Consider the following 25726-nt stretch of genomic DNA (forward strand, 5'->3'; position numbering starts at 1 on the left):
TAAAATATTTATTAAACCTGTTAATAAATTACAACATTGAAAGGAACAGTTTGTGCGCACAGCTTATTATATTTCCGATGGAACCGCGATTACCTCCGAGGTTTTCGGCCACGCATTGCTCTCTTTGTTCCCTATCCAGTTCAATCACAAGACAATCCCATTTGTTGAAACTGAAGAACAGGCTTACAAGGTTTTAGAGAAAATTTCTGAAAGTTTTCAAGATAGCGGAGAAAGGCCGCTCGTTTTTTATACAATTGTGAATGTAGATGTACGCAATATTATCTCGCGTTCGGTGGGCATCAATTACAATTTTTTAGACCAATTTGTGGCTCCGGTGGAAAAAGTGCTGGGGGTGCCGTCTAAACCCGAAAAGCACCGCACCCACAGTATTCACGAAACCACGTACGATATCCGTATTGAGGCGGTCAACTATGCGCTGGCCAATGATGATGGCTCCAATTTAAAAGAATACCATCAGGCCGATATTATCCTGGTTGGCGTATCGCGCTCCGGTAAAACCCCTACCAGCCTGTATCTGGCGTTGCAGTATGGCATCAAGGCAGCCAACTATCCGTTCACCGAAGAAGACATGGGAGATATGTTGAAGCTGCCACCAGCGCTGCGCCGCTTTAAAAACAAATTATTCGGCCTGACCATTCATCCCGAACGGCTCCATCAGATCCGCTCGGAACGCCGGGCTAACAGCCGCTATGCATCGATTCAGCAATGCCGTATGGAGCTGCGTGAGGTGGAAAACCTGTACCGGCGCGAAAAGATCCCATTTTTAAACAGCACCCGCTTTTCGGTGGAAGAGATTTCGGCCAAAATTCTGGCCGAAACCGGTTTGCAGCGTAAAAAATACTAAGCCGGGCTGCGTCCCAGAGCTTCAAACAGTGGGGCCAGGTGATCGGTAAAGGCTTTGTGCTGATGCCGGCCTTGCTGAAAAATCGGCTGGCGCACCTGTTGGGCACTGGGGGTATTGACTGCTCGTTTACTGGCATAAAATTTCAGGCAGGTCGGTTCGAACGGTAGGCCGAGATATTCCAGCATGCGCGTAACCTGGCCTTCCAGGTCATCCAGCACATCTTCGTGCTGCACGGTCAGGATCTGCCCGGGCAACACTGAATGCCAGTGGTCCATCAACTTTTCGTACGCGGTGTAATAGCGACCAATATCGCTCAGCGAATAACTAAATTCCTGGCCATCTCCAAACAATTGCTTGAATCCGCTAAAGCAACAGGCGAGCGGCTCGCGCCGCGCATCAATGATTTTGGCATTGGGTAAAATGCGCTTAATCAGCCCAATATGAATAAAGTTGTTGGGCATCTTATCAATAAAAAACGGCGCGCCCTGCCGGTAAGCCCGGGTTTGTTCGATATATTGGCGGCCCAGCTGCTCACACTGGGCATCGGTCAGGCTGGCAAGATTATAGGGGTACGGTTGCTGCTGCCCGCTGATCCGCGAGGCCAGGCCAAGAATATCGTGCAGCTCCATGGTGCCATCAATTTGCGAATGCGAAGCCAGAATTTGCTCGAGCAAGGTAGAGCCTGCCCGGGGTAAGCCAACAATAAAAATAGGTGCCGGATCAGCACACCCCACCTGCGGGTTAAACAGGCTGCTATCACAGGCCTTTTGCTGGGCCTGTATGGCCTGCTCCACCCGCGTAATATCAAAATTCTGAGTGCGCGCTTTTAGCGCATTGCCACGGGCATAATGAGAAAAGGCGCGATCGGTATCCCCGCTGTCTTCATAGGCTTTGCCCAGGGCAAAATGCAGATGAATGGCATCGTCTAAGCGGGTATCTGGCGCGGCGACAGCAGACTGCATGGTCGAAAGCGTCGCCTCATCAAACCGATAAGTTTTCATGTTTGCCAGGCTCCAATACGCATCACCAAAATCGTGCTGATACTGCGCTGCTGTACGATAAGCATCGATGGCGTCATCAACCTGGCCCGCAGTTTTATACACATGGCCTAATGCGACCCAGGCCGAAGGCCGGTCCGGCTGTTGAGCCAGCAGCTGTTGATATACGGTGATGGCTTCGGCATGTTGCCCGACCCCGGTCAGCGCACTGGCATGAGCCAGTTGCAGGTGGATATCTTGGCTGTTGTTAGCGAGCCGGCGCTCAATTAACGCCAGCGCCTGCGGGTACTTACCCAGCTTAAGCAATAAGGCCTGGTAGGCCCGCGCCGCACGTTCATTGTCTGGATACAGCGCCACGCAGCTTTCTAACAAAAATTCGGCGTCATGATACACCTTTAGCTGCAGGCCAATTTCAGCCAGCAACATCATGGCTTCACTATGATGTTTGTGTTGTTGCAAAAATTGCCGGCAGACCTGCTCGGCTTTGTGCAACTGGCCTTCGTGCATCAAATCACAAGCGCCTAACAGAGGGCGTTCGAGGCTGATGAAATACTTAAGCTGCTCTGTGGCAATGGCCAGAGCAGCCTGGTTGCCGATGCGCTCATAATACGGGATTAATTGTTTCCAGGCGGTTACCAGCGCCGGGTTGAAGCGGGTGGCCTGATAAAATGCGCTGGCGGCCTGGTCAGTTTGCCCCAGGGCCTGCAGGCAATAGCCCTGCTCTTGATAGCCGCGCCCATAATCGGGCTGTAGCTGGACCAGTGCATCTAAGGTGGCAAGCGCCGCGTTAAACTGTTTGGCCAAGCGCTGCGCCACCGCTTTTAAATACAGTAGGCCGGGTTGTTGAGGCTCGCTGGCCTGGGTCAACTGCTCATCGGCCAGGGCCACAGCGTGGTCGAATTGGGAATGCTGAATGGCCTGTTTTATCGATGCAGTGGCGTTTAGGTCGTGCATGGTAATGATATCTGCCTTTTTATATAGGTGCGCTCATACAAAAACGGCAACCTGCTGGTTGCCGTTTTATTACATCAAAGTGTGGCGATTAATAAAAGTCGTAAGACAAGCGCACACCCACTGTGCGGGGGCGATTGGTCACAACTTTAGGCGTGAATTGCTGCGTATCAATGTTCAGCACCGCGCGTTCGTCAAATACATTGTCGACATACAGCTCGGCTTTCCACTCATCGTTGGTCACACCCACTGCCAGGTTAGCCAATACATAGGCATCCTGCACATAGCGGCCACCACGGAACACTTCACCGTTACGATCGGTATAAGTTACCCCTTCATACACTGCTGCTTCGTCCTGGATTTCCAGGCCGGAACCGGTGCCATAGATAAGCTGGGTAGCATCTTCCACCACATAGGCATCCATGGCCATACCGGCAACCCGGTCGCCGGTATAGCTTACCGAGCCATTCACGTAGCCGCGCTTACCGCCGTCCAGCGAGAAGAAATAGCGCGCGTTGACATTACCGGAGAAGCTAGCGGAATACGGCAGCTCGGAGCCTACACCGGCAGAAATGCCCTGCAGCTCTTCGTTGATTCGCACCAGTTCGGTGTCCAGTACACTAAACGCGGCGTTGATGACCAAGTCGTCGGTTGCCAGCCAGGTCAGGTCGGCATCCAAACCGGTGATCTCGGCATCTCCCACGTTATCGGTAAACACCAAAAATGAGATGTTGGTGGGGTCAAAACGTGAAGTTTGCAGATCGCTGATTTCCGAGTAATACGCGGTAGCGTTGACCCGTAAAATGCCATCTAAGAAATCACCTTTCATACCCAGTTCGTAGTTTTCCAGCGTATCTGTGGTGGAGTACACAGGGATGCGGAAGTTTTCGAACTTGCCGGTCTGATTTGTGGCCAGGCCACCACCAACACGGTTGGTCACCGGCGGGCGGAACCCTTCTGAATAGTTAGCAAACAACAGCACATCTTCGTTGACTTTCCAGTCCAGCGCATACTTGAAAATGGTATCACTGACGGTCAACACGCCGTCACTGTCCATGTCGCCCACTTCCAGCTGGCCATTGTTAATCGCTTCGAGGACAGCATCCGGGTCTTCACCCACTGCTGCCAGTTCCTCAGGGTTCTGGCTGCCAAAAGCACGCACCCGACGCGACACATCTACAGTCGTGGTTGAGCCTTTGTATTCATCATCAATTTCATACCAACGCGCGCCAATGCTAGCGGTCAGTGATTCAGTCAGTTCATATTCAAACTGGCCAAACACAGCCATTTGCTCGATGGTGTGGGTGATATCATTCACAAAGCTCACTTCAGACGGAAACGGGCCGCCGTCAGAGTTGATGCTGTCGGTGCCCACCAGCTCGCGCGCCAGATTAGGAAACTTGTCGGTGCTGGCAATCTTAAACTGGCCAACGGTCGCCACTTCCTGTTCATCATAAAACAGGCCGGCAGTGACACGCCACGGTGTATCCATGGTGGTGTTAAAGCGCAGCTCATGAGTAGAGCGCGTGGTAGTGGTATCTTCGCGGTAATACTTGGTGGGATCCAGACAACGCTCATCTTCTGGCGCAATGGCATCGCCGCCGTCGTAATTACACACGTAGAACGCCGAGAACAAACCACCGTTGGTGTAGCCAGTATAATCGGCAAGGGTATCGATTTCACGGTCCAGGTAACCGCCGGTATACACCATATCCAGCTTATTCAGGCGCCCTTCCAGGGTCCAGGTGGTTAAGCCAAATTCATCGCTGTTTTCTTCTGGTTGAAAGCGGTTAGCCGAAGTTTCGCCATCCAGGTTTGGATCGTAGGCAAACACACCTTCGGTGTCCAATGTTTGCTGGGTGTGTTGCACCAACAGATCCCAGCGTTCATTGAAGATATACGATAAACCAAAACGGGCACCGGCATACACGGCATCGTTGAAGTCGTCTTCCACCAGCGCATCATTCTGCGGCGAAATGACCGAGGCTTCGGTGGACGAATTGATGTCCGGGTTGGTGATGCGGTTGGCATCCATGGTAGCCGGGTCAGACAATACACCGCCGGAGATGCGGCTGATCACCTGTGCACTGCTGATATAGCCGCCATTACCAGGATCGTTTTGAATATTGTCAATCCAGCCGCCCTGGCGATCGTTATACGCAGCCACGCGCACCGCCAGGTCGTCTGTGATAGGCATGTTGAAAAAGGCTTCTACCGCATTGCTCATCTCACCGCCTTTGGTGAAACCAATATTGGTATCAACCCCGGCGGAAAAACCATCATGCTGTGGTTTATTGGTGATCATGCGTACCGTGCCGGCCTGCGAGCTGGCACCAAACAGAGTGCCCTGCGGCCCTGGCAGTACTTCGACCCGCTGCACATCGGTGGCATACACATCCAGATTACGCCCAGCCATGGATACCGGCTGTTCGTCCAAATAGAAAGCCACAGACGGCTGCAACGCCTGAACTGACGACAGCATGATATTTGATTGCGTGGTGGCGGCACCGCGGATATAGATTTCATTCTGCCCCGGGCCGGTGCCCTGGAAGGTTACGTTAGGCAAAAACTCGACATAATCCTGAAAATTGTCGATGCCCATGTTTTCCAGTGCTTTGCCATTAAGTGCTGTAACGGCCACCGGCACATCCTGGATAGACTCCGTCCGCTTTGTAGCTGTTACTTCAATGGTTTCAATTTTTGCATTGCCGCTTTGCTCTTGCGCCAGCGCCGGCGTAGTAGCAAGGGCAGCCAGGATGGCGCAGCTTAGCTGTGATTTTTTCATCGCTAGTGTGTTTCCTGTAATAAATTTAATTTGAATACTTTTTATTCACGCATCATTAGAGTGGATACAACGTCCTTTGCGCCCAGCTGTATTATTATTTCTTTTCTACTGGTTACTTAGTATGCGAGAAGGCTGTTAATCGCCTTATCCTTTTATATTTGGCATGAAATTACTGTAAAAATCAAATTGAACTCTAATTATTACAGCAAAAGTTTAAATCCACTGCACCTTAACGTATATTGCGCCGTACTTAGATTCATCCATGTTTTACACATTGCAATCCCCATCAATAGAAGGAATACCCAGTGAACAGTGAAGACACCGACACCGGCCCGTTAAATAAGAAGGTATTTGTTACCTCTTCACTTTTAATTGTGGCACTGATGATATTCGCCGCGACTGACCCGGAGCGCGCCAATGCGGTGTTTCAAAGCGCTCAGGACAGCATCGTTTTAAATGGCAGCTGGTTCTACATCATGACCGTGGCCATTATTCTTATTGCTGTCGTTTTTTTGGGGGTATCCCGCTTTGGCGAGCTGCGCCTTGGCCCGGACCATGCCAAGCCTGAATTTTCCATGCTCACCTGGATCTCGATGTTGTTTGCTGCCGGTATGGGCATCGGCCTGATGTTTTTCGGGGTGGCAGAGCCCATTATGCATTATCAGAACCCGCCCACTGCTGAGCCTGGCTCGATTGAAGCGGTGCGCGAGGCGATGAAAACCACCTTCTTCCACTGGGGGGTCCATGCCTGGGGCATCTACGCCATCGTGGCGCTGGTTTTAGGATATTTTGCCTTTCGCCACAATCTGCCGCTGACCTTACGCTCAGCCCTGCACCCGCTTATCGGCGATAAAATTTACGGCTGGCCAGGCGACCTGGTGGATATCTTTGCAGTGACCTCCACTATCTTTGGTGTGTCCACCTCATTAGGCTTAGGCGCGGCGCAAATCAACGCAGGCTTGAGCTATCTGTTTGATTTACCCAACAACAATGGTGTGCAAATCGGTATCATGGCATTTGTGGTGCTGATGGCCATTGTATCGGTCGCCACTGGCCTGGAAAAAGGCATCCGCCGGTTATCCGAAACTAATATGGTGCTGGCCCTGCTGCTGTTAACCTTTATCTTTATTCTTGGGCCCACTGTATTTTTGCTGCAGGCTTATCTGCAAAACACCGGCGCGTATGTATCAGACATTGTACGTAACACCCTAAATCTGTTTGCCTACGAAAAAACCGACTGGATTGGTGGCTGGACCATCTTCTACTGGGGTTGGTGGCTGGCCTGGGCCCCGTTTGTAGGCCTGTTTATCGCCCGTGTGTCGTATGGCCGTACGATTCGTGAATTTATCTTTGGGGTGCTGCTTATCCCTACCCTGTTTACCCTGCTGTGGATGACCGTGTTTGGTAACACTGCCATTGACCTGGTGTTTACCGAAGGCATGACCAGCCTGGCCAGTATGGTGGATGAAGACTCCTCGGTGGCCTTGTTTGTGTTCCTGGAGAACTTCCCGCTATCCAGTGTGCTCAGTATGCTGGCGGTACTGATGATCATCATTTTCTTTGTGACCAGTTGTGACTCAGGCGCCATGGTAGTGGATATGTTGTGCTCGTATGGCCGCAACGATACCCCGCTGTGGCAGCGTATCTACTGGGCTGTCGGTGTGGGCGTGGTAGCTTCCATCTTGCTGTATGCAGGCGGACTGGGCGCGCTGCAAACCATGACCATCATCTCGGCTCTGCCGTTCTCGGTGATATTGCTTGTGGCCATGTATGGGCTGTTCCGTGCGTTGCGCTTAGATGACTACAAGCGTGAAAGTCTGAGTATGACCGCCATGCAGCCGCCATCAACAGCATCTGATGGTGGCTGGCAGGAAAGGTTGGAGAATATCATCAGCTTTCCTAATGAAAAAACCGTGCACCGTTTTATGCAAAAGGTTATTGAACCAGCCATGGAAGATGTGGCCGCAGAGTTTAAAAACCAGGGCTTTGACGTAGAGCTGCTGGACCAGAAAGACTCGTTACGCCTGACCGTGCACATGGCCGGCAAGACTGACTTTATCTATGCGGTTTACCTGACCCATGAAGACCAGCCTCACTTTATTCCATCAGACGGTGAAGCTACCATCGATGCTGACAGCACCTATTGCCGGGCTGAAGTGCATTTGGGCGAAGGCGGTCAAAACTATGATATTATGGGTTGGTCGAAGCTCGCTATCATCAACGATATCGTCGACCATTATCATAAACATCAGCATTTTCTTCATTTAATGTAAGAAATGAGGAGTTATTAGGACAGGTACATGCGCAAAGAAGAAGAATTATTGGTAGCACTTCGGCGTGTTATCCGGGCAGTTGATTTGCGAAGCAAACAACTTAGTAAAAGTGTGGGTCTGACCGGCCCACAGCTTATGGTGATGCAAAATATTGAGGCTAATCCCGGTGTGATGGTGCGGGAAATCGCTGATAGCATTAACTTAAGCCCCGCCACCATCACCAATATTCTGGACCGTCTGGAAACCCGCGGGCTGGCCAGGCGGATTCGCAGTACCAAAGATAAGCGCAAGGTGAGTGTGCATTTAACAGAACTGGGCAATCAGGCGCTGGAACATGCGCCCCGCCCGCTGCAAGAGCACTTTATTGAGCGTTTCAATCACTTAAAAGAATGGGAGCAGTCGCAGATGGTGGCGACCATGCAACGCATTGCCACCATGATGGATGCTGAGAAGATTGATGCTTCACCCTTTTTGGAAGTGGGCAACATTTCGGACAAGCATTTGTAATCCCCTGCGGATGCAGGGAATTACTCTTCTGTTTTGTCTTCCGCTTTGCCTTTTGGCGAATTTGGCCGGCCGCCGGTAACTTTATCGGCCCGGCCTTCTTCTTTGGCCCGCTCGGCGCGGCGTTTACGTACTTCTTTTGGATCGGCAATTAGCGGCCGGTAAATTTCTACCCGATCACCGTCTTTGACAGCTTCAGATAACTTCACCGTGCGGCTCCAGATGCCCACTTTGCAGGTTTTAAGATCAATGTCAGGGTACAACTGGGTGATCCTGGAGGCTTCAATCACTTCCTGAACAGTGGCGCCTTCAGCAATCGCCACATCAATAATCGACTGACGCGACGGTAATGCATACGCCACTTCGGTATTTAAAATACGGCTCATTAATAAACCTGTTTGGCCCGATCGGTAAATGCTTTGACCATGCTGGCGGCCAGGGCATTAAACACCTTGCCAAAGGCCAGTTCGGTGAGCTTGCTGGTAAACTCAAATTCCAGCTTTAGCTCAATCTTGCAGGCATCATCGGCCAACGGCGAAAAGGTCCAGCCGCCTCTTAAACGTTTGAACGGCCCGTCAACCAGCTGCATATGAATATGACGGGCAGGCTCTAAGGTGTTTTTGGTGGTAAACCACTGCTTTACGCCGGCTTTGGCTACCAGCAACGAGGCTTTCATCATGTTGTCTTCCCGCGCCAGCACTTTACTGTCTTTACAGCCAGGCAAAAATTCCGGATAAGAATCGACATCATTGACCAGATCGTACATCGCCTGGGCACTGTAGTTAACCAGTGCGCTTCGTTCAATTTTTGGCATTAACCTTCACTAATAACAAAAAAAACAGATACGGCAGTTTAGCATGAGTTCTAACGTCCACCTACACCCTGCCCGGCTGTGACACTTTGATTTTTGTTAAGAATGCCCCATATTGGAGACACACACGTAGACTGCTGTATCGTTTAGCGCAAACCGACATCATTCGGACAGACAAACTACAGACATTGCACATGCATTTAGTATAATGGCGGCCATGAAAAAGAATAAAGCAAACACCAGCGGTACCATCGCGCTGAATAAAAAAGCACGGCACGAGTTTCATCTTGAAGACAAGTTTGAGGCCGGCATGTCGTTGCAGGGATGGGAAATCAAAAGTATTCGCGAAGGTAAGGTGAACATTACCGACAGCTACGTGATCATCCAAAATGGTGAAGCCTATCTGGTGGGGTGTCGCATCAACCCATTGCAGCAAGCCTCCACCCATGTGGTGTGCGCACCTGAGCGCGCACGTAAGCTGCTGCTTGGCCGGCGCGAATTAGACCGCCTGATGGGTGCACGCGATCGCCAGGGCTATTCCATTGTGGCCACAGCCATGTACTGGAAAAAATGCTGGGTGAAATTAGAAATTTATCTGGCCAAAGGAAAACTTTCCCAGGATAAACGCGATACTGTCAAAGAGCGTGACTGGCAGCGTCAGAAAGAACGGGTGATGAAGCATAGCGTCTAAGCGCTGTGCTTTTTTAGATCAGCAGGCTTGGGGAATGTTATCCTTGAGACAGGTCCCAGTGGCGGGCATAGTCGCGGTAACGCCGGGTTAAGCGTAATCGATGTACCGTGTCTAATACCAGGCTGCCCAGTGCCGAAGGTTGCTCCAGCGTAGATAAGTCATTGCCTAAGCGGCGAAGCTGACGGCGCACCATCGCCATGGTCACTAAGCTGGCCAGGGTCTTATCCGGCCAGTGACACTGCACAGTGGTGGCCTCAAACCCCGGCTTTTGCTGCCATATTTTGACCAGCTCTGGGGTACTCGCCAGCGCACTGGCGATGCCCACTAGCTGACAGCCCTGGGCCAGCACCTGTTCTGCCACTGCCTGACGTCGGATACCACCGGTAGTCATCACCGGCATCTGTGCTACCTGGCTGATTGCTTTAGCAAAATCCATAAAATAGGCCTCGCGCCGGATGGCTTTTGGATCCTCGGCGCGGCCTTGCATCGCCGGCGACTCATAGCTGCCGCCGCTGATTTCTACCACATCCACACCCAGGTTATTTAAATGAGCCACCACTTCAATGGCTTCATTAGCGGTCATGCCTCCGCGCTGAAAGTCAGCCGCGTTAAGTTTAACCATTACCGCAAAATCATTGCCACAACTGGCACGCACCTGGCTAACAATATTGATCAGCAAGCGGGCCCGATTGGCCAGGCTACCGCCCCATTGATCATCCCGTTGATTTACCAATGGCGACAAAAATTGCGATAACAAATAGCCGTGTGCTGCATGTATCTGCACCCCGTCAAAGCCGGCTTCCTGAGCGCGCATTGCGGTAGTTACAAACTGCTGAGTAATGGTGTAGATTTGTTCACAGCTGGCCGCCTGGGGCTGGGCGAATTGCCGGCTGTAACGGCCCAGTTGCAGCGGTATCGCTGAGGGGGCAATAGCGGTTTTGTTGACTGTTTTGAACACCTGGCGGCCTGGATGATTGATTTGCATGATGGCCAGCGCCCCCCCTGAGCGCATCACCCGCGCCCATTCGGCGAAGGGGGCCAGCGGGCTCTCAGCATCCAGTACTACCCCACCCGGCCCGGTCATGGCAGTTCTGTCGACCATCACATTGCCGGTAATAATGGCGCCCAGATCGCCATGCGCCCAGTATCGGTACAAAGAAAACAGATTACGGTCGGGCAATAATTGCGCCCCCGACATATTTTCTTCCATCGCCGACTTTATCACCCGGTTGGGCAGAACTTTATTGCAGGGTAAGGTTAGCGGCTGAAACAGTACCGATTGTGATGACATAGCTTAGGCTCTTTTGAATGCCTGCGTACTTTACCGATCTGCACATTAAATTGCACCCTCTGTTAGCTTTTTTTGTGCCTAATCACTTGTTTTCAGATAGTTTTACCTCATCTTAAAGAAAGGCAACAAAAATGATTCACACAAATTTTTCTAACCGGTTGAAATCTAATCGGTTACATCGAGCGTATACTTGTGCAGGCGGTATAAACACCGTATAATTCAAGATCTCTGGTGGCAACGCCCAGTCATGGCGAGCCATTGGTTGACACACTTCAGGGGCTGATTAGGATTCGACAGGATCTAGGACGCTGGAGGTGCATGCAGAGGAGGCGGTTGGCCTCTTAAAAAAACCGCATTTAAATAGTCGCAAACGACGAAAACTACGCACTAGCCGCTTAAAAACCGGTATAGGCCCTTCCACCACAGCTTTGTTTGCTAGCGTGGATTCGGAAGGTCATATAAGCAAACTAGCGAGGGAAACTCTCCTGAGGTTGAACCGCGAAATAGTATCAGGACCGCTACGAGGAAGCCTGTTTGTCGGGGTCCGAAGTAGTTAAACAAAAGACAAACTAAGCATGTAGTACCAAAAGTTGACATTTTCTGGACGCGGGTTCAAATCCCGCCAGCTCCACCACACAACAAAAGGCTCGCCATTCGGCGGGCCTTTTTTGTGTCTTGAGTTTGATGAGCTTGAAGCCGCGTAGCGGGTTCACAAATTGTCAGGAACAATTTGTATCGCCGCAGGCGCCCGTAGGGGCAGCGCCAGGGATGGCGCTGAATACAATCCCGCCCAAAGTCTTCTGCCCTATCTGCCATCCATCTGGCATGGTTGTTTATTTTATAGCCTAGTGGAATTGAAGCCGCGTAGCGGGTTCACAAATTGTCAGGAACAATTTGTATCGCCGTAGACGCCCGCCAGGGGCAGCGCCAGAGATGGCGCTGAATACAATCCCGCCAAAAGGCTCGCCATTCGGCGGGCCTTTATTTTACTGATTTTGCAGGCACGGTTATAAATAACCATCATAATTTCTTTCCATCGACTTCCAGCATCAGTTGCCTTGCCAATGTTTCTAATAAAACCACTTCGGCTGGGGTCACATGACGTGGTTTAACATCAATCACACACAAACTACCCACTGCATGACCAGAGCGACTTTTCAGTGGTACACCTGCATAAAACCGGATACCTCTGCTTTGTACAAAAGGATTGTTAGCGAACCGTTTGTCTTTAAGCGTGTCTTCCACGATAACAGCACTGTTGTTCCCTACTACATGACCGCAGATGGAACTTTTTCGTTCTGCCTCACCAGCCTTGCTCAAGTCCTCAGGCAGACCAGTATGTGCTTTCCAAAATTGCCGATCTGAATCAACAATAGAAACCAATGCAATCGGTACCTCAAATGCATTTGCAAGCTTTTTTATAATGTCGTCAAACAGTTCAGATGGCTCATCAGACTGTAAATCTAATCGATTTATTTCTTGGAGGCGCTCCGCCTCATCGTCAGGTATTGGCGCTGTCTCAAAATCAACTTCATTTGATACGGCGCTTATATTTTCTACCCGCTCAATTGCATCATGCATTGTAGTTACCACAAGTGCATCTGCTGCCCTGGACAGCCTTCGTTGCAATTCCTGTGCGTGGGCCGCAGGACTCCAAATTCCGATAATGTATGTAAATCCAGGACAACTTGAAAAAAGTCGCCGGTTAAGTTGTCGTGCCGAAACAAAGGCGTCCGGTGGTACCGCACATATGCACACTATTTGTTTATTTTCGGCTGCCTGCTTGGCACCGAACTCATCAACAAAATGTTTGGTGGAATATAATTTAGTTTTTATCCCATTAGCAGCCAAAGCCTTACCAAATATTTTTGCACTGAGTTCGTCTATATCATCTTTCGCTGGTATAAGCAGAACGGTGGAGCTTTCCACTTTATAGGTTACTTCTTCCATGAAAATATCACCGAGCTCTTCGAGTAATTCAGCGGTATTTTGGAGGATAAAAGCCTGTCTCACTTCTGCTAAATCACCCGAACGCCTGTCTTCCTCGGCCTTATTGAGAGCCGGTATCAATAACTTGTCATAATAGTCAATGAGGTCGTTTTCTTTGATGAAATGCTGAGAAATAATCAGCATTTCATCGTAGTCCATGGCTAACATTCTTTGGTACAGGCGTTCATGAGGTTTTAGCGCAGGGCCGCTGCCCAGAAGCACGCTGATAAAACTTAAACTAGGCACGTAATTTCCCATTACAACAATACAAACCGTCATTGGGGTCGATAAAAATAGCCCTACAGGTCCCCATAGCCACGTCCAAAATACTGCTGCCACCATCAGTGCAAAATTTGATATGCCTGTACTCACGCCATAAAGCCATGGCTCTATAATATTGTTGCTGACCAACTCAAGAACCAGAAACAGCCCTAATGCCATCAAGAATTTTGACCAGCCGGGTTCAATAGCAAAGGCCAGTAATATGGGAAAAAAGGCTGCTATCCATGGGCCTAGATAAGGGATAAATCTAAGTAAAGTCGCAAGAACACCCCACAGAAAAGCGTTCGGCACACCGATAAAATACAGGCCAATCCCAATTGGGATCCCATAAGCGGCATTGACCAATAACTGCGTAAAAAGGTAACGCGAGACGCGTTTAGCAGCCTCATCTATCGCTTCGGTGGCCAAACTCAGGCTTCCTCTGCTAATAATTTGGATTACCCTTTCGCGTAAATCTTCTCGCTGAAAGAGCATTGCGATCACAAAAATCGCAATTAGCATAGTTGTAGCCAAAGGATTTAAAAGCGGCAGCATCACCTGGGCAACTGATTCAATAAACCCCTTTTTCTCTGATTGTATTTCAACGGTAATTGGCTGATTTTCCTGCGAGGGGTTTATTTTGGCGTTTGAGTTCTCTGAGTCGTTTAATTGCTCCCCCTCTAGCTCTTTGCGAAGATTATCAACCATGGTGCCAGCTCTTGTTAACGGCGACTCAATGTCGCTTGAAGAATTAAGCTGACGTACCTTAACCCGTAATGTTTGCTCATAGCGCGGCAGTTGCTCTGCCAGACTGATTACCTGAACACTTACAGTCCACGCTATTGCAGTAATGATGCTAAAGGCAATGATGATGGTAAAAATTATAGCGACTATGCGGTGAAGGCCATATCGCTGCAGCCTGGTCACTAGCGGAGCGAGTAGAAAGGTCAACATCGCAGCAACGGCAATAGGCATTAAAACGACCTCCGCGAAATACAAAATCGCAGTGATGGCCGACAGCCCTATGGTAGTGACCAAAAATTTTGGCTCAGGTGCATGAGAGGAAAGCATGGTTTATTTTTGCATCCATATGAAATACTTATGCACTGTAGATGCAAGAATTTCATGTAGTAAGGTATGACTACTTACGAAGCAGGGTGCAAATTCGATTTTGCCAGCGAAGTGTTGCACACCATTCTGCGGTAAACTCGCTTATTTTAGCCAGGCATAAAACTGCGCCATTCATCCCGGTTAGTTGATGACGCATTTCAGCCATGCCCGAACCATTGCAGGCTAATGATTGACGCCACTCATATTCTTGTTCCAACGATAAAAGAACAGCCTGCAGGCAACAGCCCCGAGTTTACAGCCACCAGCTTTACATAATCGATTTCACTCACTTTATCAGCGCCTTTGAATTGCTTTATTTCAAAGTATGCATTCGAATGTACCGAATCTGTTGTTTTTAATTCAAGGTAAGGATATTGCCTGTACTTCCATATACCGATTTTTGAATGTTCCGCCCTTTCCTGCCCGCCTGATGTAGTAATGCTAAACGTTGCATCCTGTTTAAGCGTCAAAGAAGCAGATTCGCCACATTCTTGCCCTATGTACTCATTGGCTAAATCACGCTTGAATATAACCCCATCGGCATGCTCACCTTCAGGAAAAAGAAATAGCGCTACCGAGTCCTTTGTATACCAATGATTTCCTTGCGTTAATGCTTCGGTCTGCTGAATCGGGAAGCCAGCATTAATGGCCAGGTCATAGGCTGTATCAATATTCGCGGGATCTTGTATTAACAAAGAGTACAGCAGGGTGTTTTGGGTCACCTCGGTTGGGAAATCAAAATCATTGATCTCGACACGAAACTTCTGCGACTGTACAAAGGTGTTTTTAACAGCTGATACCTGGTTATCACTTAAATACTTTGCATACACATAAACCGTGGGTTTGCTGGCGCAGCCCGAAAGCATATGGACTAATAAAACACATCCAAATATCAATTTTTTCATTCTTGATAACTCAGGTAACTCACAATTGATTACAAATGTAATCCATTCGTAGATGTTTAACAACATTCTTGTGGATTTGTTGAATGCACAATAAAAAAATCGCTGCTCACCAATGTGAACAACGATTTTTATCGTGCAGTGTGTGATGTAAGCTTGCCAGAAAAAACGTGATTTCTCATTGTTCAGATAAGTTTTGCGCGACGTGCGCCGATTCCCATCAATCCCAGGGTCAAAATTAGCAAAGTACCAGGTTCGGGAACATCGCGAGGACCGCCATTCTGGCACGCTGGGTCGTTAGGATTTTGGTCACAAAAGTCCAGCGTTTCTTGCAATTTTGCACCTGCAAATGCTGTAACAAAGTCATCTACCGCTTGTTGGTCAGTGGTATTCAACCCTGCCAGATCATAAGCGTCACCACCATTGTTATCGGCCAGGTCGTCTAGTGGACCATTAAACAGGTTTAATGAAATCACCGCATTAAATAACGCTGAGTTAGCCATTAAAAGATTGTTGGTAGAACCAAAATCAAATTCACCATCACCGTTAGAAGGCTCATCAGTGAACAAAATGATATTGGTTACCGCATCGTTTCTGAAGCTAAAGTTAGCGTTTTCGGCAGTAAGCGAATTGAGTGCAAAAGCAGTGGCATCATAGGCTGGCTCAATAAATCCTGAGGTTTCCAGGTTAGCAGCTGCAGCGGCAAAGCCAGCCGCATCAGTAAAGTCGGTTATCTGCCGGATCAAATCAGGGCCGGAGCCATAGCCCACCAAGGCAAACCTGGCGTCGGTGCCCCCGGCTTCCATAATACTGGCAAAAAGCCCAATATTGTCTCGGAGATTTGCTTGCACGGTGCCCATCGACCCCGACTCGTCCACCACCATGACGATATCAGTTTTAATGACATTTGCATTTGCTGAGAAAGAAACTGCCCAGATAAGTGGGAGCCAGATTGCGTATTTAAGTTTGTGAAGTATGTTTTGCATTTGTTTACTTCCTTTATCCATCAGGTTAATTGTTGATTGAGATAAAAAAAGCACCAGATTTACTGCTGTACGAGATCCTTGTAATAGTCATGCACAACGCTTCAGGTCTAGCTATGCAAGTTATACTCCTAAAGTATTAATTATTTGCAATATATAAGAATTGCTTAATATAAAGCTGACAGTTTGGCTGTAGTTGTATAATTTTCCGACAGTATTCAGGGTAACTGCAATCACCCCTCTGCCTCACGGCCTCCGATAATCCTGCAACACGAATGTCCTGTCCTTTTATCATAGATATTGAGACTTTGAGGCGACAAGACCGGCATATTTTGTAAAAAAATCTGACAAACAACATGCTGGTTTATACGGCAGGGATTTCAAAAAAAACCGCTCGTGTAAAAGTATTAAGCATGATGTGTGACAGTGACTGTGAGCCTGCACTGTGGCCCTGCTCTTCAAGCGAAGACAATCTCAATTACCAAAATTGCAGCCATAAGACTTTAAATTCGAAAACGATATCGCAAATAACTAAGAGCCAAGTAAGCCGGCGCGACCTTACCCAGCAACCTTTATTAGCAGCGCTGTTTTTTCAGGCAAGTCCTATAGTGCTGGGTATTGCTGCTGTTTTCTCGATTTCGCTGGTCGATACCTACTTTGTCGGTAAGCTGGGCACACAAGAGTTAGCCGCGCTGAGTTTTACGTTTCCGCTGACCATGGCCATTGCCAGTTTATCCGTGGCGTGGGGGCAGGTGCAGCGTCGCTGGTCAGCCGCATGTTGGGCAAAGGCGAAAGCAACTATGCAACGCACTTATCCACCAATAGTCTGATCCTGTCTATGGCCATCGTGACACTGCTCAGTACCGCAGGCTTTTTTAGCATTGACTGGTAGTTCGGTGCGCTGGGCGCCAAAGACGCCACCCTGCAACTGATTAAAAGCTATATACAAATCTGGTATATCCCGATGCCCTTTCTGGTGATCCCCATTGTAGCCAATGCTATTATCCGTTCGGCCGGCAATGCGCATTGAAGGTGCCGCAGTATCCACTTTACTGGCCAGAGTGTTTACCTTTGTTCTCGCACTGTACGTGATTCACTGGCGTGAGGCATTACTAAATCTGCATCTTCTGTCGTATAAACAATTTTGTGATGCCTGCCTGAATGCCATGAGAATTGCCATTCCGGCAGGCGCTGGCAGTGTGGTAAACCCAATCGCAATTGGCGTGGTCACTGCCATTCTTGCGACCTATGATGAATCTGTGGTGGCTGCGTTTGGTATCGCCACCCGCATTGAATCATTTGCCAGTATTCCGCTGCTGGCCCTATCGGCGGCCATCGGGCCGGTGGTCGGGCAAAACTGGGGGGCGGATAATAAAGCCCGGGTTTATAAAAGCCTGCTGTATTGTTATGGCTTTTGTGTTGGCTGGGCCATCCCGGTCGCGGCATTGCTTGCATTTGATGCCTCTGTAATTGCCGGACGGTTTACCTTTGATGCTTATGTTAAAGCGGTGAGCGTCAGCTTCGTATACTTCTTCCAGCCAGGCAAAAAGCTGTGTAATCTATCTCCTGAAAATTGTGGCGCATATCAACCTTGCTTATAATACACCAGGCTGATACTTGCCGCCGCTCATATTTTTGTTCCATATAAACACGAACAGCCCGCAGGTATGTGTAATCAAAGCAATGCTGTTGTTACCGAATTTTTAAATATCTATTTGGTAATCATTAATGCATTTTGTAACTGTTCCATTGAAGCTGGCTTTACAATATGCTCACTAAATCCCACAGCTTTAGCTTTGTCCACAAAAGACTGTTCTCCATAACCCGACAAAGCAACTATAGGAACCTGTGATAAATTTTGCCTGTTTCGCAAGTTCTCTACCACTTCAAATCCGTCCATTCCAGGCAGCCCTATATCACAAAATATAAATGTAGGGTTAAATTCGTCGGCCAACTTTAATCCCTCAACGCCTGAAGATGCAGAAGTTACGTGGTGACCTTTAAGAATTAATAACTCACTCATCATAGCAGCAGTATCTAGATCATCTTCTATAACAAGAATTCGGTGCTGGCCAACATCCAAGGTACTATTATTGTCTTTTCTAATTTCTTTAGTCGTAGATTCTTTAACTGGTAAAGAAATGCTAACAGTAGTGCCAAGGTTTAACCCCTCGCTATAAATTTCCACTTCGCCGTCATGTAACAACACAATTCCTTTGACCACAGATAACCCCAAGCCCAGCCCTCCATGACTTCGGTCCAATGACTGTTCGGCCTGTACAAATGGCTCAAAAAGGTTCGGTAGTTCTGTAGGAGAAATACCAACACCTGTATCTGATATCACTATAGAAACCTGGGATTCGACTAACTGTACACGGACCACTACCTTTCCACCTTGAGGCGTGAATTTCTGTGCGTTAGATAAAATATTGTGTATTACTTGCATCAACCGGTCAGCATCGCCATCGACCCATATAGAAAATAAAGGAAGTTCTACAGAAAAATTAATAAACGATCGCGCATATTGTGGCTTGAAATCGTTACAGCCTACTTCTATTAACTCTACAATATCCACCAAACTTTTGGAGATTTTCATTTTCCCCGAGTCAACACGGGAAACATCCAACAAATCGTCGACCAACCGTTTTAAATGTAAAACTTTTCGATCTATAATCTGTAAGGTTTTATTATTTGAACTCTCAGAAGAAAAGTCATCTTTTAATAAATCAACTGCATATTTTATAGGTGCAACCGGCGCCCTCAATTCATGAGCCAACATACTCAAAAATTGATTCTTATTTTTGTTCATGTTGAGCAATTCATTCACATGATTTTTAAGTTCTCTCTCAAGCTTTATTTTCTCTGTGATATCATGAAGAATAATGACACGTCCATTTTGCGAAGCGTCGCAAGAGATAGATGAATTAGTTACCTCAACTAATATCTTTCTACCACATCGCTTAGTTAGCTCAGCAGTATATCGAGCAAGATTATTTCTAACGTTACACTGATAATGCGCCTGTACTTCTGGTATATCGTTCCCATCTTCAATAGGTGATAAGACTAAAATTTTGTCGATATGTTTATCTTTGCTGTCCATCGACTGCCATCCCGTCAGGGTCTCTGCTACCGGATTCATAAATAGCAAAAATCCGTTAGAATCTGTTACGATCACTCCTTCGCCTATACTTTTCAAGGTAGCTGATAAGAAAAGAGATTTTTCTCGCAGTTGCTGCTGAGCTGCTTTGCGTCGGCCGATTTCTTTGTTTAGAGAATGGAGCTTGTCTTTTAACACTTTAAATTTTAGTTGCTCGATACTCTTAATATTAAACCGCAGAAAAATAATGGCGTGGCATTGTAAAGATTTTGGTTCTAACAACACCCCATCACAGAATATTGTTTTTTGAGATCCCTTAAGTTTGAATCTACCTTTAATGCGTTGGCTACTTCTTGAAGAGTGATGTAGATAGCTCTTAGCTGAGGAAAGGCTAACATCATCAATAAGATCCAATACGCTCTTCCCCACTATGAGACTGTCACCAAACATAGATAATGCAGAGGGGTTAAAGACTAGCACTTTTCCGTCCTCATCTACGAGCAATGCGGACTCCGGCAAACTAGTAATAATACGAGTATAACAAGACGGAACAGTCATTTGAGGCCCTTAAATCTGATAGTATTCTATTCCGCTTATATTTGCATTGCTATCGAGCGGCTTGAGGTGGATAGTCACCCTACATTGCGAATCGCCCTTAGCAATAGTTTGGTCAAGCGTCACTCTTGAATAGCCAAGATTATCTGCCGCAATCGTGCCGAAGACATTTGAAGTCATCATACACATTGCAGGCTTACCTAATACTTTATCTTCGAAGGGACACTGATTATTACCCAGTACAATGCGTTCCTCGTTTTCCTCGATGATATAAAAATCGCCATGAATTCGCCGCTTCAGGTCGACCAATACTTGGGCTACCTGTGTCCGAGAAAGTTTTTGTAGATTCAGCTCTTTAAGATACTGCTGGTTAATTTCTTCCCCAATCTTCTGTCCCACTATGCTGATAAAACCAGCGGCGTCCTCCATACCAACAACATCTTGTAAAGACCCCGCTAAATGACCTATTAGGGTCCGTAAAAAAACATCCCTTTGAAGAGGAACTTCAAGTATTTCAATACGTTTGTGACTGCTCATGAAGTATATAGCCTTTCTAGCTCTGTGCGGTGTGACGGGTAATCCTAAGCGATCTTTCCCGTATAACTATAGGATACTGATAGATCCTACCTCGGTTTCATAGACGATAAGATGAAGACGTACATTTGTTATCCTGATCAGCAAGTCTACGTTGCATTTTCTGAATATCAAACCGTTCAAAATATCAATTATATCTGCTCTGGCTTAATCTGCTGCTCGGGGATGTCGATGGTTGATGCGTTCGCGCTTCATAACACCGAACAACCACTCTTGGGCTTCGCTTACCGAACCGCGACCAATTGCACTTATAGTGCTGCTTAATTTCTTTTGATTTAGCCCCGCTGATATTTTCCACTGGTAAATTGGGGGGCGCGAACAGAATGCAAAATCAAGTTGGGCTGTTCCTGACGAAGCCAGAGTGCCGTCTCAACTGTCCGCATCACGCTATCGCGATGTGCATTGGCCTTCCCACATAAAATCGACTGAACAGATCCAACTCACGTCACAATTATAATTTTTCTCGCAGCGTGCCAATCTCATTGATATCCACCAGCCAATTGTTGTGTGACTCACAGGCATTAGCGTCACGTTTTTTATGGTTGAATAGATCGATAACTGGTTGGTGAGCAACGTAGCCGCTTCACCCAAAACTGCGTTTCATCAAAGCCGTGGCAAGCTCGCATTTCAATCTTACACCATCCTCATGACGAGGTAAGCCACTACCTGAAAAGCCCGGACTTCAACCGGAGCAGCTTCGCGCTATTAGCCATTAATTAGGTTCGGATTAACCCCGATACCCAGTGCTAACTGGCGGCAACTCGCACCCGGTTGCTGAGTAAGTAAAACGGATTCGTGTTTACACTCCGGCGGATATGCTCTTCGTTTAATCATAGACAGTACCTAAAAGCATAGTATGCCTTTTTATGGGAGTATCCAAAAAATCCGGGTAGAGCCCGTTTTTAAAGCCATTGCAGCACAAACCTGATTGCCAGTGTGGCACTGGCAGTGCCAGAACACAATGAGGGTGTAAAAAGTCAGATAAAAATAGCGCGCTGAAAAATTTGTTTAGCGTGCTAAAGAGGCTAGTTTGGAGTGTGAGCTATGGCTGATAATCTGCAAGTTCAAATCTTTCAGCGTGACGTCCAGCCACTTCAGAATCAAAGCAAAATAGCTCCAGCGAGGATCCTCTAGATAACATCGCGTGACTTAATATCTGCTCATTCGTTTGACTCTACTACCAGCGGCAACCACTACATCCTCGCCCGGGCAAGTTGACGGTGCATCGCGCACTTCCACTTCACAACTCACATCAGTTTTGCTCAAACAAAACTCAAAGCGGGTCCTCAGTTTCATTGGCTCGGTAATGGTACCTTCTGGCAGATTTCCCCATTTCCAGCGTGGGATGACCTTGCTGGCTTCAATGGCAAAATGGTCGGCTGTGGCCTTCACCACCTCGATCTGGCTAATGGTCAATTCAGGCGTCACCACATAATCGATGGTGGCACAGCCATTTTCTCCTGCCTTAGCGGCTTTTACAGGATACAAGGGTGCGAACCGGGTGACGACAGTCGATGACTCGGCGGTGTCAGTATCAGCAGCGCGTTCGGCCGCTGCGATTTCCGGTGCGATGCTGCTGTTGCTTGACTGGCATCCGGCTAACAAAATGGCCATAACGATCAGTGAAAATTTACGCATATCAAATCCTTTTTTGAGGGGCTGTCCGTTGAGAAGCTCAGCGTAACAGCTTAAATAATCAACACAAGAGGATTTATGTCTGCCCGGACTGATTTGTAATGCGGTATTCTAATCAGGCCAGGCAGCAAAAGTGTTATCAGGATCGGTAACCCAGCGAGGTGGAATACACCCAGGGATCAATAGTTATGGATTCTACCCGGCCGACAACGCCAGCGGCGTTAAGACTGGCCTCGATGTCGATATCAATCCAGAGATAAGTTTGCTGCCTCTTTAGAGTAGTCACCGTCTTGTGAGTACATCTGATCGAGGCCGGGGTCTCCTTGTTTCTACTTCGGTATGGCATTGTTGGCATAGGTTGCAAACCCAGGGAGATTGCGGCTTTCGCCGCAATGACTGGTAAAAATTTTGCGATGACTAGTAGACAGCACCGCTATGACTAGGATTTCACCGCAGTGGCAAAAAGAGTCCGTCACCCCGGCGGAGGCCGGGGTCTTTTTGTTTCTACTTCGGTATAGCATTGTTGGCATAGGTTGCAAACCCAGGGAGATTGCGGCTTTCGCCGCAATGACTGGTAAAAATTTTGCGATGACTAGTAGACAGTACCGCTATGACTAGGATTTCATCGTAGTGGCCAAAAGAGTCGGTCACCCCGGCGGAGGCCGGGGTCTCCCCTCTACAACCTCGCTATGGCGTAGGCGGTATAGGTTGTAAGCCAAGAAGATTGCGGCCTGCGCCGCAATGACTAACCCAACCCGGCGTAGGCTGGGCCCCCTGACTACCGGTGTTTACCCACATTCCAGTCGGTTTGGTGCAGCAAACTTTCACCTGACTCTATGGCGGCTGGCTCTAGCGTGGTGCCCATGGAATCATTCCAGCGATTTAAATAGCCAAACAGTGCGATGACACCCATAATTTCCACAATATCATCCTGTTGCCAATGCTTATTCATTGCCGCCATAATCGCCTCGTCCACGCCATTAGGTACGGTAGAAGCAGCCACCGCAAGATCCAGCGCAGCACGTTCGGCCGCATTGAAGGCCGGGTGGGTCTTATATTCCCACACATTATCCAGTTGCTCCTGTTCGGCTCCGTAGCGTTCAGCTGCACGGATAGTATGGGCCTGGCAGTAGCGGCAACCGGTAACATTGCTGGATACATATGCTAACAATCGTTTTAACGCACTGGTCACCGCTCCCTGGTTTTCCATCACCGCCATATTCAGCTGAATAAAAGCCTTGGCAATGGCCGGGCGGTGCATCATAGTCAACACGCTGTTAGGACAAAAGCCTAAGGTTTCGTTAAAAAACTCGGCCATTTTGGCCACTTCAGGATTAGCCTCGGGCGAGAGCGGCGGTATCATAGGCATAGTGAATGTCCTTGGTCTGATTAGAAATTTTTACTATACGCAAGCCCACACCTTTGCCCAACATCTTTTCCTTAGTGCACAAAGGCAAGCGACCATGACACACATACTGATTATGGGAAATTCTGCATCCGGCAAATCGACCCTGGCTCGTCACCTGGCTGCAACCCAAAATATGGTGCATTTGGATCTCGATCCATTGGCCTGGCAACCAACTGATCCGCCCCAGCGGCGTTCGGTCGCACAATCTCTAGTGCCGATTAGTGCTTTTACTCAAGCGCAGCCACAGTGGGTTATCGAAGGATGTTACGCGGATTTGCTAGAGATGCTGCTCCCAAACACTAGCCAGCTACTGTTTTTAGACCTGCCAGTCTCACGATGCATCGAAAATGCCCGGGCCCGGCCGTGGGAGCCACATAAGTACGCCAGTAAAAAAGAGCAGGATGCCAATCTGGCGATGCTAATCGACTGGATAGCCGCCTATGATACGCGTACCGACTGCTGCTCAAAAGCAGCGCATGAAGCCTTGTTTAATCAGTTTGGTGGAGAAAAATTACGCTATACCACTCAGGCTTCCCTACCCGTCTGACTCTATCTTGAACGCGTGGTTAATTATTTAATGCGCCATTAAACATGGTCTCAAACATCACGGTCTGCGCCAGATGATGCTGCACCGGTGCCAGGTTACTCACTGTGATATCGACCTGGGTCAGCGAAGTCAGCACCTGATCGTTTAAGGTGTTTTGGATGATGGTGGTCAGCGGTTTGCCGGCTACTGAGGCCAGGTCAGTTTGCTGGCTGGTAAAATAGGATTCGGCCGTAGGCTGGCCATTTAAAAACAGATGCTTGTGCACCTGAATATCGACAATCATGCCGTTATCCAGCACGAATCCACCGCGCATCTGCTGCAAGGTGATATTGGCAACGGGCGGCCCTAGCACCGTTGGCATAGCCGGTGGTGCAGCCCCGTCGGTGGCGTTGCCCATCAGGCTTAACGCGGCCAGGGTTTGAGTCATGCAATTCAGGCTCATATTAAAAATCCCAGTTTCCGGCAGGGGTGATGGTCAGTACATCCATGCGCTGTATATCCACTGGCAACCCCAAACGGGCGCTGGCCGGCGGTACATATTGCTCATCATAGCGATAATGATATTGGGCAATATCGGTATTATTCTGAATTAAAAAGAAAATGCGGCCTTCCCACATGGCTTCAAACTCGTCTCTGGGCATGATCTTTAAGCCCATAGCCGGATCGCCCACCACAATCTCATTGTCCCGCTGGGCTTTTACCACCACAAAATGCATGTACCCATTGCTGTTAATAATGGTGATACCCGGCCGCTTAATATCAGCCAGTTGGTTTAAGCTCAGCTTAAAGCCATTGGATTGGTAGCCACGGCGCGCCAGATAGTGCTTCATATCCAGCATGGAAAAGCCGTGAAGGCGAATTCTTTCCTGATTGCCGTGCTGATACATGTCCTGAAACACGGTCAGCTCCGACACCCGGTCGTTGTAATGAAAGGATAGCAGGCTGGCCAGGGTGGCCGACCCGCAGCTAAAATCATATTGTTGCCGGTAAATACGATCGAACCGTTTATCGACCATACTTTGCACCTGCACATTAAAATTGTCGCCAATGTTGACCATGCCGGCTACGCTTGAACACGCAAACAACAGCAGAACAACACCTATCCCTATTTGTTTCATCGTTTTGTCCTATTGCTCTTGGTGAATGGTCACCGTGATAATGGTTGAGTCCTGGATGATCACGTTATTGCCAGTGTTTTGAATAATAGAAAACACACCATTTGCATCCGTAAACGAACTACCGTCTATTGAATTACTTCCCGTGACACTGTTTGACGAATCATTGTTCGCCAGTATCGCCTCAAGATGCGCGGCACTGGTGATATCCACCACGCCACCAAGTCCTCGCACAGCGTCCAGCTCTTCTAACAGCACCGGGCTGTCTAACGGGTCATTAGCGTGTGACTGTGCAATCACCGGCGACGTTACCGCGGTGATAACCATTAACGGGCAACAAATTTGGCTCAAGGTTGCCATG

Annotated in this window: 22 protein-coding genes and 1 other RNA gene; 8 read left to right on the top strand and 15 right to left on the bottom strand. The window is 48.3% G+C overall.

Going from position 1 to position 25726, the window contains the following annotated elements; genetic code table 11:
- Positions 1-52: 52 nt before the first annotated feature.
- Positions 53-865 (top strand): posphoenolpyruvate synthetase regulatory kinase/phosphorylase PpsR, encoded by an 813-nt coding sequence (gene ppsR / locus ACTUJZ_RS03940; protein ID WP_463634952.1) that lies wholly within the window; start codon positions 53-55, stop codon positions 863-865.
- On the opposite strand, the gene ACTUJZ_RS03945 is transcribed toward ppsR, so the two are convergent.
- Both ACTUJZ_RS03945 and ACTUJZ_RS03950 read right to left on the bottom strand, forming a co-directional pair.
- A complete protein-coding gene (locus ACTUJZ_RS03945; RefSeq protein WP_463634953.1) occupies positions 862-2817 on the bottom strand; it encodes a tetratricopeptide repeat-containing sulfotransferase family protein in 1956 nt (651 codons plus the stop codon). The genes ppsR and ACTUJZ_RS03945 overlap by 4 nt on opposite strands.
- An 88-nt stretch (positions 2818-2905) precedes the next feature.
- Positions 2906-5599, bottom strand: coding sequence for a TonB-dependent receptor (locus tag ACTUJZ_RS03950; RefSeq protein ID WP_463634954.1), 2694 nt, complete (start codon positions 5597-5599; stop codon positions 2906-2908).
- Positions 5600-5904: 305 nt separating this feature from the next.
- Between ACTUJZ_RS03950 and ACTUJZ_RS03955 the strand changes: the two genes are divergently transcribed.
- Together ACTUJZ_RS03955 and ACTUJZ_RS03960 are read left to right on the top strand one after the other, a co-directional pair.
- Positions 5905-7872 (top strand): BCCT family transporter, encoded by a 1968-nt coding sequence (locus ACTUJZ_RS03955; protein ID WP_463634955.1) that lies wholly within the window; start codon positions 5905-5907, stop codon positions 7870-7872.
- A 27-nt stretch (positions 7873-7899) separates the two neighbouring features.
- Positions 7900-8379 (top strand): MarR family winged helix-turn-helix transcriptional regulator, encoded by a 480-nt coding sequence (locus ACTUJZ_RS03960; protein ID WP_463634956.1) that lies wholly within the window; start codon positions 7900-7902, stop codon positions 8377-8379.
- A gap of 20 nt (positions 8380-8399) precedes the next feature.
- Here the strand turns inward: ACTUJZ_RS03960 and ACTUJZ_RS03965 are convergent, their stop codons facing one another.
- The gene (locus ACTUJZ_RS03965) at positions 8400-8762 is read right to left on the bottom strand and encodes an RnfH family protein (RefSeq protein WP_463634957.1); all 363 of its coding nucleotides are present in this window, start codon (positions 8760-8762) and stop codon (positions 8400-8402) included.
- Positions 8762-9190: a type II toxin-antitoxin system RatA family toxin gene (locus ACTUJZ_RS03970; protein ID WP_463634958.1), complete on the bottom strand. Its 429-nt coding sequence runs from the start codon at positions 9188-9190 to the stop codon at positions 8762-8764. The genes ACTUJZ_RS03965 and ACTUJZ_RS03970 overlap by 1 nt, the downstream gene beginning before the upstream one ends.
- A 214-nt stretch (positions 9191-9404) precedes the next feature.
- Between ACTUJZ_RS03970 and smpB the strand changes: the two genes are divergently transcribed.
- On the top strand, positions 9405-9878 hold the full coding sequence (gene smpB, locus ACTUJZ_RS03975) for an SsrA-binding protein SmpB (RefSeq protein ID WP_463634959.1): 474 nt from the start codon (positions 9405-9407) through the stop codon (positions 9876-9878).
- 37 nt (positions 9879-9915) lie between these two features.
- Here smpB and ACTUJZ_RS03980 read toward each other — a convergent pair whose 3' ends face one another.
- On the bottom strand, positions 9916-11169 hold the full coding sequence (locus ACTUJZ_RS03980; RefSeq protein ID WP_463634960.1) for an NADH:flavin oxidoreductase/NADH oxidase family protein: 1254 nt from the start codon (positions 11167-11169) through the stop codon (positions 9916-9918).
- A gap of 275 nt (positions 11170-11444) precedes the next feature.
- Between ACTUJZ_RS03980 and ssrA the strand changes: the two genes are divergently transcribed.
- Positions 11445-11803: a transfer-messenger RNA gene (gene ssrA / locus ACTUJZ_RS03985) on the top strand.
- A 386-nt stretch (positions 11804-12189) separates the two neighbouring features.
- On the opposite strand, the gene ACTUJZ_RS03990 is transcribed toward ssrA, so the two are convergent.
- From ACTUJZ_RS03990 to ACTUJZ_RS04000, 3 genes are all read right to left on the bottom strand, one after another.
- Positions 12190-14490, bottom strand: a complete 2301-nt coding sequence (locus ACTUJZ_RS03990; protein ID WP_463634961.1) for an AI-2E family transporter — start codon at positions 14488-14490, stop codon at positions 12190-12192.
- Between the two features lie 239 nt (positions 14491-14729).
- Complete coding sequence (locus ACTUJZ_RS03995) at positions 14730-15434, bottom strand: hypothetical protein (protein WP_463634962.1); 705 nt, start codon at positions 15432-15434, stop codon at positions 14730-14732.
- A gap of 182 nt (positions 15435-15616) precedes the next feature.
- On the bottom strand, positions 15617-16471 hold the full coding sequence (locus ACTUJZ_RS04000) for a vWA domain-containing protein (protein WP_463634963.1): 855 nt from the start codon (positions 16469-16471) through the stop codon (positions 15617-15619).
- Between the two features lie 299 nt (positions 16472-16770).
- On the opposite strand from ACTUJZ_RS04000, the gene ACTUJZ_RS04005 reads away from it, so the two are divergent.
- A complete protein-coding gene (locus ACTUJZ_RS04005; protein ID WP_463634964.1) occupies positions 16771-17244 on the top strand; it encodes an MATE family efflux transporter in 474 nt (157 codons plus the stop codon).
- A 165-nt stretch (positions 17245-17409) separates the two neighbouring features.
- A complete protein-coding gene (locus ACTUJZ_RS04010; RefSeq protein WP_463634965.1) occupies positions 17410-18015 on the top strand; it encodes an MATE family efflux transporter in 606 nt (201 codons plus the stop codon).
- 110 nt (positions 18016-18125) lie between these two features.
- On the opposite strand, the gene ACTUJZ_RS04015 is transcribed toward ACTUJZ_RS04010, so the two are convergent.
- The 4 genes from ACTUJZ_RS04015 to ACTUJZ_RS04030 form a co-directional block, all read right to left on the bottom strand.
- Complete coding sequence (locus ACTUJZ_RS04015) at positions 18126-20069, bottom strand: hybrid sensor histidine kinase/response regulator (RefSeq protein WP_463634966.1); 1944 nt, start codon at positions 20067-20069, stop codon at positions 18126-18128.
- Between the two features lie 9 nt (positions 20070-20078).
- Positions 20079-20603, bottom strand: a complete 525-nt coding sequence (locus ACTUJZ_RS04020) for a methanogen output domain 1-containing protein (protein ID WP_463634967.1) — start codon at positions 20601-20603, stop codon at positions 20079-20081.
- Positions 20604-21809: 1206 nt separating this feature from the next.
- Positions 21810-22298, bottom strand: a complete 489-nt coding sequence (locus ACTUJZ_RS04025) for an energy transducer TonB (protein WP_463634968.1) — start codon at positions 22296-22298, stop codon at positions 21810-21812.
- 775 nt (positions 22299-23073) lie between these two features.
- A complete protein-coding gene (locus tag ACTUJZ_RS04030; RefSeq protein WP_463634969.1) occupies positions 23074-23664 on the bottom strand; it encodes a carboxymuconolactone decarboxylase family protein in 591 nt (196 codons plus the stop codon).
- Positions 23665-23758: 94 nt separating this feature from the next.
- Here ACTUJZ_RS04030 and ACTUJZ_RS04035 point away from each other — a divergent pair, with 94 nt between their 5' ends.
- Positions 23759-24250, top strand: a complete 492-nt coding sequence (locus tag ACTUJZ_RS04035) for a P-loop NTPase family protein (protein ID WP_463634970.1) — start codon at positions 23759-23761, stop codon at positions 24248-24250.
- A 19-nt stretch (positions 24251-24269) separates the two neighbouring features.
- Here ACTUJZ_RS04035 and ACTUJZ_RS04040 read toward each other — a convergent pair whose 3' ends face one another.
- Genes ACTUJZ_RS04040 through ACTUJZ_RS04050 form a run of 3 tightly spaced genes read right to left on the bottom strand, consistent with a single transcriptional unit; the run spans position 24270 to position 25725 of the window.
- Entirely contained in the window at positions 24270-24692 is a 423-nt protein-coding gene (locus ACTUJZ_RS04040) for a hypothetical protein (protein ID WP_463634971.1), read from the bottom strand.
- Between the two features lies 1 nt (position 24693).
- Complete coding sequence (locus tag ACTUJZ_RS04045; RefSeq protein WP_463634972.1) at positions 24694-25368, bottom strand: C39 family peptidase; 675 nt, start codon at positions 25366-25368, stop codon at positions 24694-24696.
- Between the two features lie 9 nt (positions 25369-25377).
- Positions 25378-25725: a hypothetical protein gene (locus tag ACTUJZ_RS04050; protein WP_463634973.1), complete on the bottom strand. Its 348-nt coding sequence runs from the start codon at positions 25723-25725 to the stop codon at positions 25378-25380.
- Between the last annotated feature and the right edge of the window lies 1 nt (position 25726).

Source organism: Alteromonas sp. WD8-37 (assembly GCF_055326825.1).

What these genes read in the sequence shown, in the direction of transcription:
- ACTUJZ_RS03945 (WP_463634953.1), bottom strand. Translation starts at nt 2,817, where the DNA reads ATGCACGACCTAAACGCCACTGCATCGATAAAACAGGCCATTCAGCAT.
- ACTUJZ_RS03950 (WP_463634954.1), bottom strand. Translation starts at nt 5,599, where the DNA reads ATGAAAAAATCACAGCTAAGCTGCGCCATCCTGGCTGCCCTTGCTACT.
- ACTUJZ_RS03960 (WP_463634956.1), top strand. Translation starts at nt 7,900, where the DNA reads ATGCGCAAAGAAGAAGAATTATTGGTAGCACTTCGGCGTGTTATCCGG.
- ACTUJZ_RS03965 (WP_463634957.1), bottom strand. Translation starts at nt 8,762, where the DNA reads ATGAGCCGTATTTTAAATACCGAAGTGGCGTATGCATTACCGTCGCGT.
- ACTUJZ_RS03970 (WP_463634958.1), bottom strand. Translation starts at nt 9,190, where the DNA reads ATGCCAAAAATTGAACGAAGCGCACTGGTTAACTACAGTGCCCAGGCG.
- smpB (WP_463634959.1), top strand. Translation starts at nt 9,405, where the DNA reads ATGAAAAAGAATAAAGCAAACACCAGCGGTACCATCGCGCTGAATAAA.
- ACTUJZ_RS03980 (WP_463634960.1), bottom strand. Translation starts at nt 11,169, where the DNA reads ATGTCATCACAATCGGTACTGTTTCAGCCGCTAACCTTACCCTGCAAT.
- ACTUJZ_RS03990 (WP_463634961.1), bottom strand. Translation starts at nt 14,490, where the DNA reads ATGCTTTCCTCTCATGCACCTGAGCCAAAATTTTTGGTCACTACCATA.
- ACTUJZ_RS03995 (WP_463634962.1), bottom strand. Translation starts at nt 15,434, where the DNA reads ATGAAAAAATTGATATTTGGATGTGTTTTATTAGTCCATATGCTTTCG.
- ACTUJZ_RS04005 (WP_463634964.1), top strand. Translation starts at nt 16,771, where the DNA reads ATGCTGGTTTATACGGCAGGGATTTCAAAAAAAACCGCTCGTGTAAAA.
- ACTUJZ_RS04010 (WP_463634965.1), top strand. Translation starts at nt 17,410, where the DNA reads ATGCTATTATCCGTTCGGCCGGCAATGCGCATTGAAGGTGCCGCAGTA.
- ACTUJZ_RS04015 (WP_463634966.1), bottom strand. Translation starts at nt 20,069, where the DNA reads ATGACTGTTCCGTCTTGTTATACTCGTATTATTACTAGTTTGCCGGAG.
- ACTUJZ_RS04020 (WP_463634967.1), bottom strand. Translation starts at nt 20,603, where the DNA reads ATGAGCAGTCACAAACGTATTGAAATACTTGAAGTTCCTCTTCAAAGG.
- ACTUJZ_RS04025 (WP_463634968.1), bottom strand. Translation starts at nt 22,298, where the DNA reads ATGCGTAAATTTTCACTGATCGTTATGGCCATTTTGTTAGCCGGATGC.
- ACTUJZ_RS04030 (WP_463634969.1), bottom strand. Translation starts at nt 23,664, where the DNA reads ATGCCTATGATACCGCCGCTCTCGCCCGAGGCTAATCCTGAAGTGGCC.
- ACTUJZ_RS04035 (WP_463634970.1), top strand. Translation starts at nt 23,759, where the DNA reads ATGACACACATACTGATTATGGGAAATTCTGCATCCGGCAAATCGACC.
- ACTUJZ_RS04040 (WP_463634971.1), bottom strand. Translation starts at nt 24,692, where the DNA reads ATGAGCCTGAATTGCATGACTCAAACCCTGGCCGCGTTAAGCCTGATG.
- ACTUJZ_RS04045 (WP_463634972.1), bottom strand. Translation starts at nt 25,368, where the DNA reads ATGAAACAAATAGGGATAGGTGTTGTTCTGCTGTTGTTTGCGTGTTCA.
- ACTUJZ_RS04050 (WP_463634973.1), bottom strand. Translation starts at nt 25,725, where the DNA reads ATGGCAACCTTGAGCCAAATTTGTTGCCCGTTAATGGTTATCACCGCG.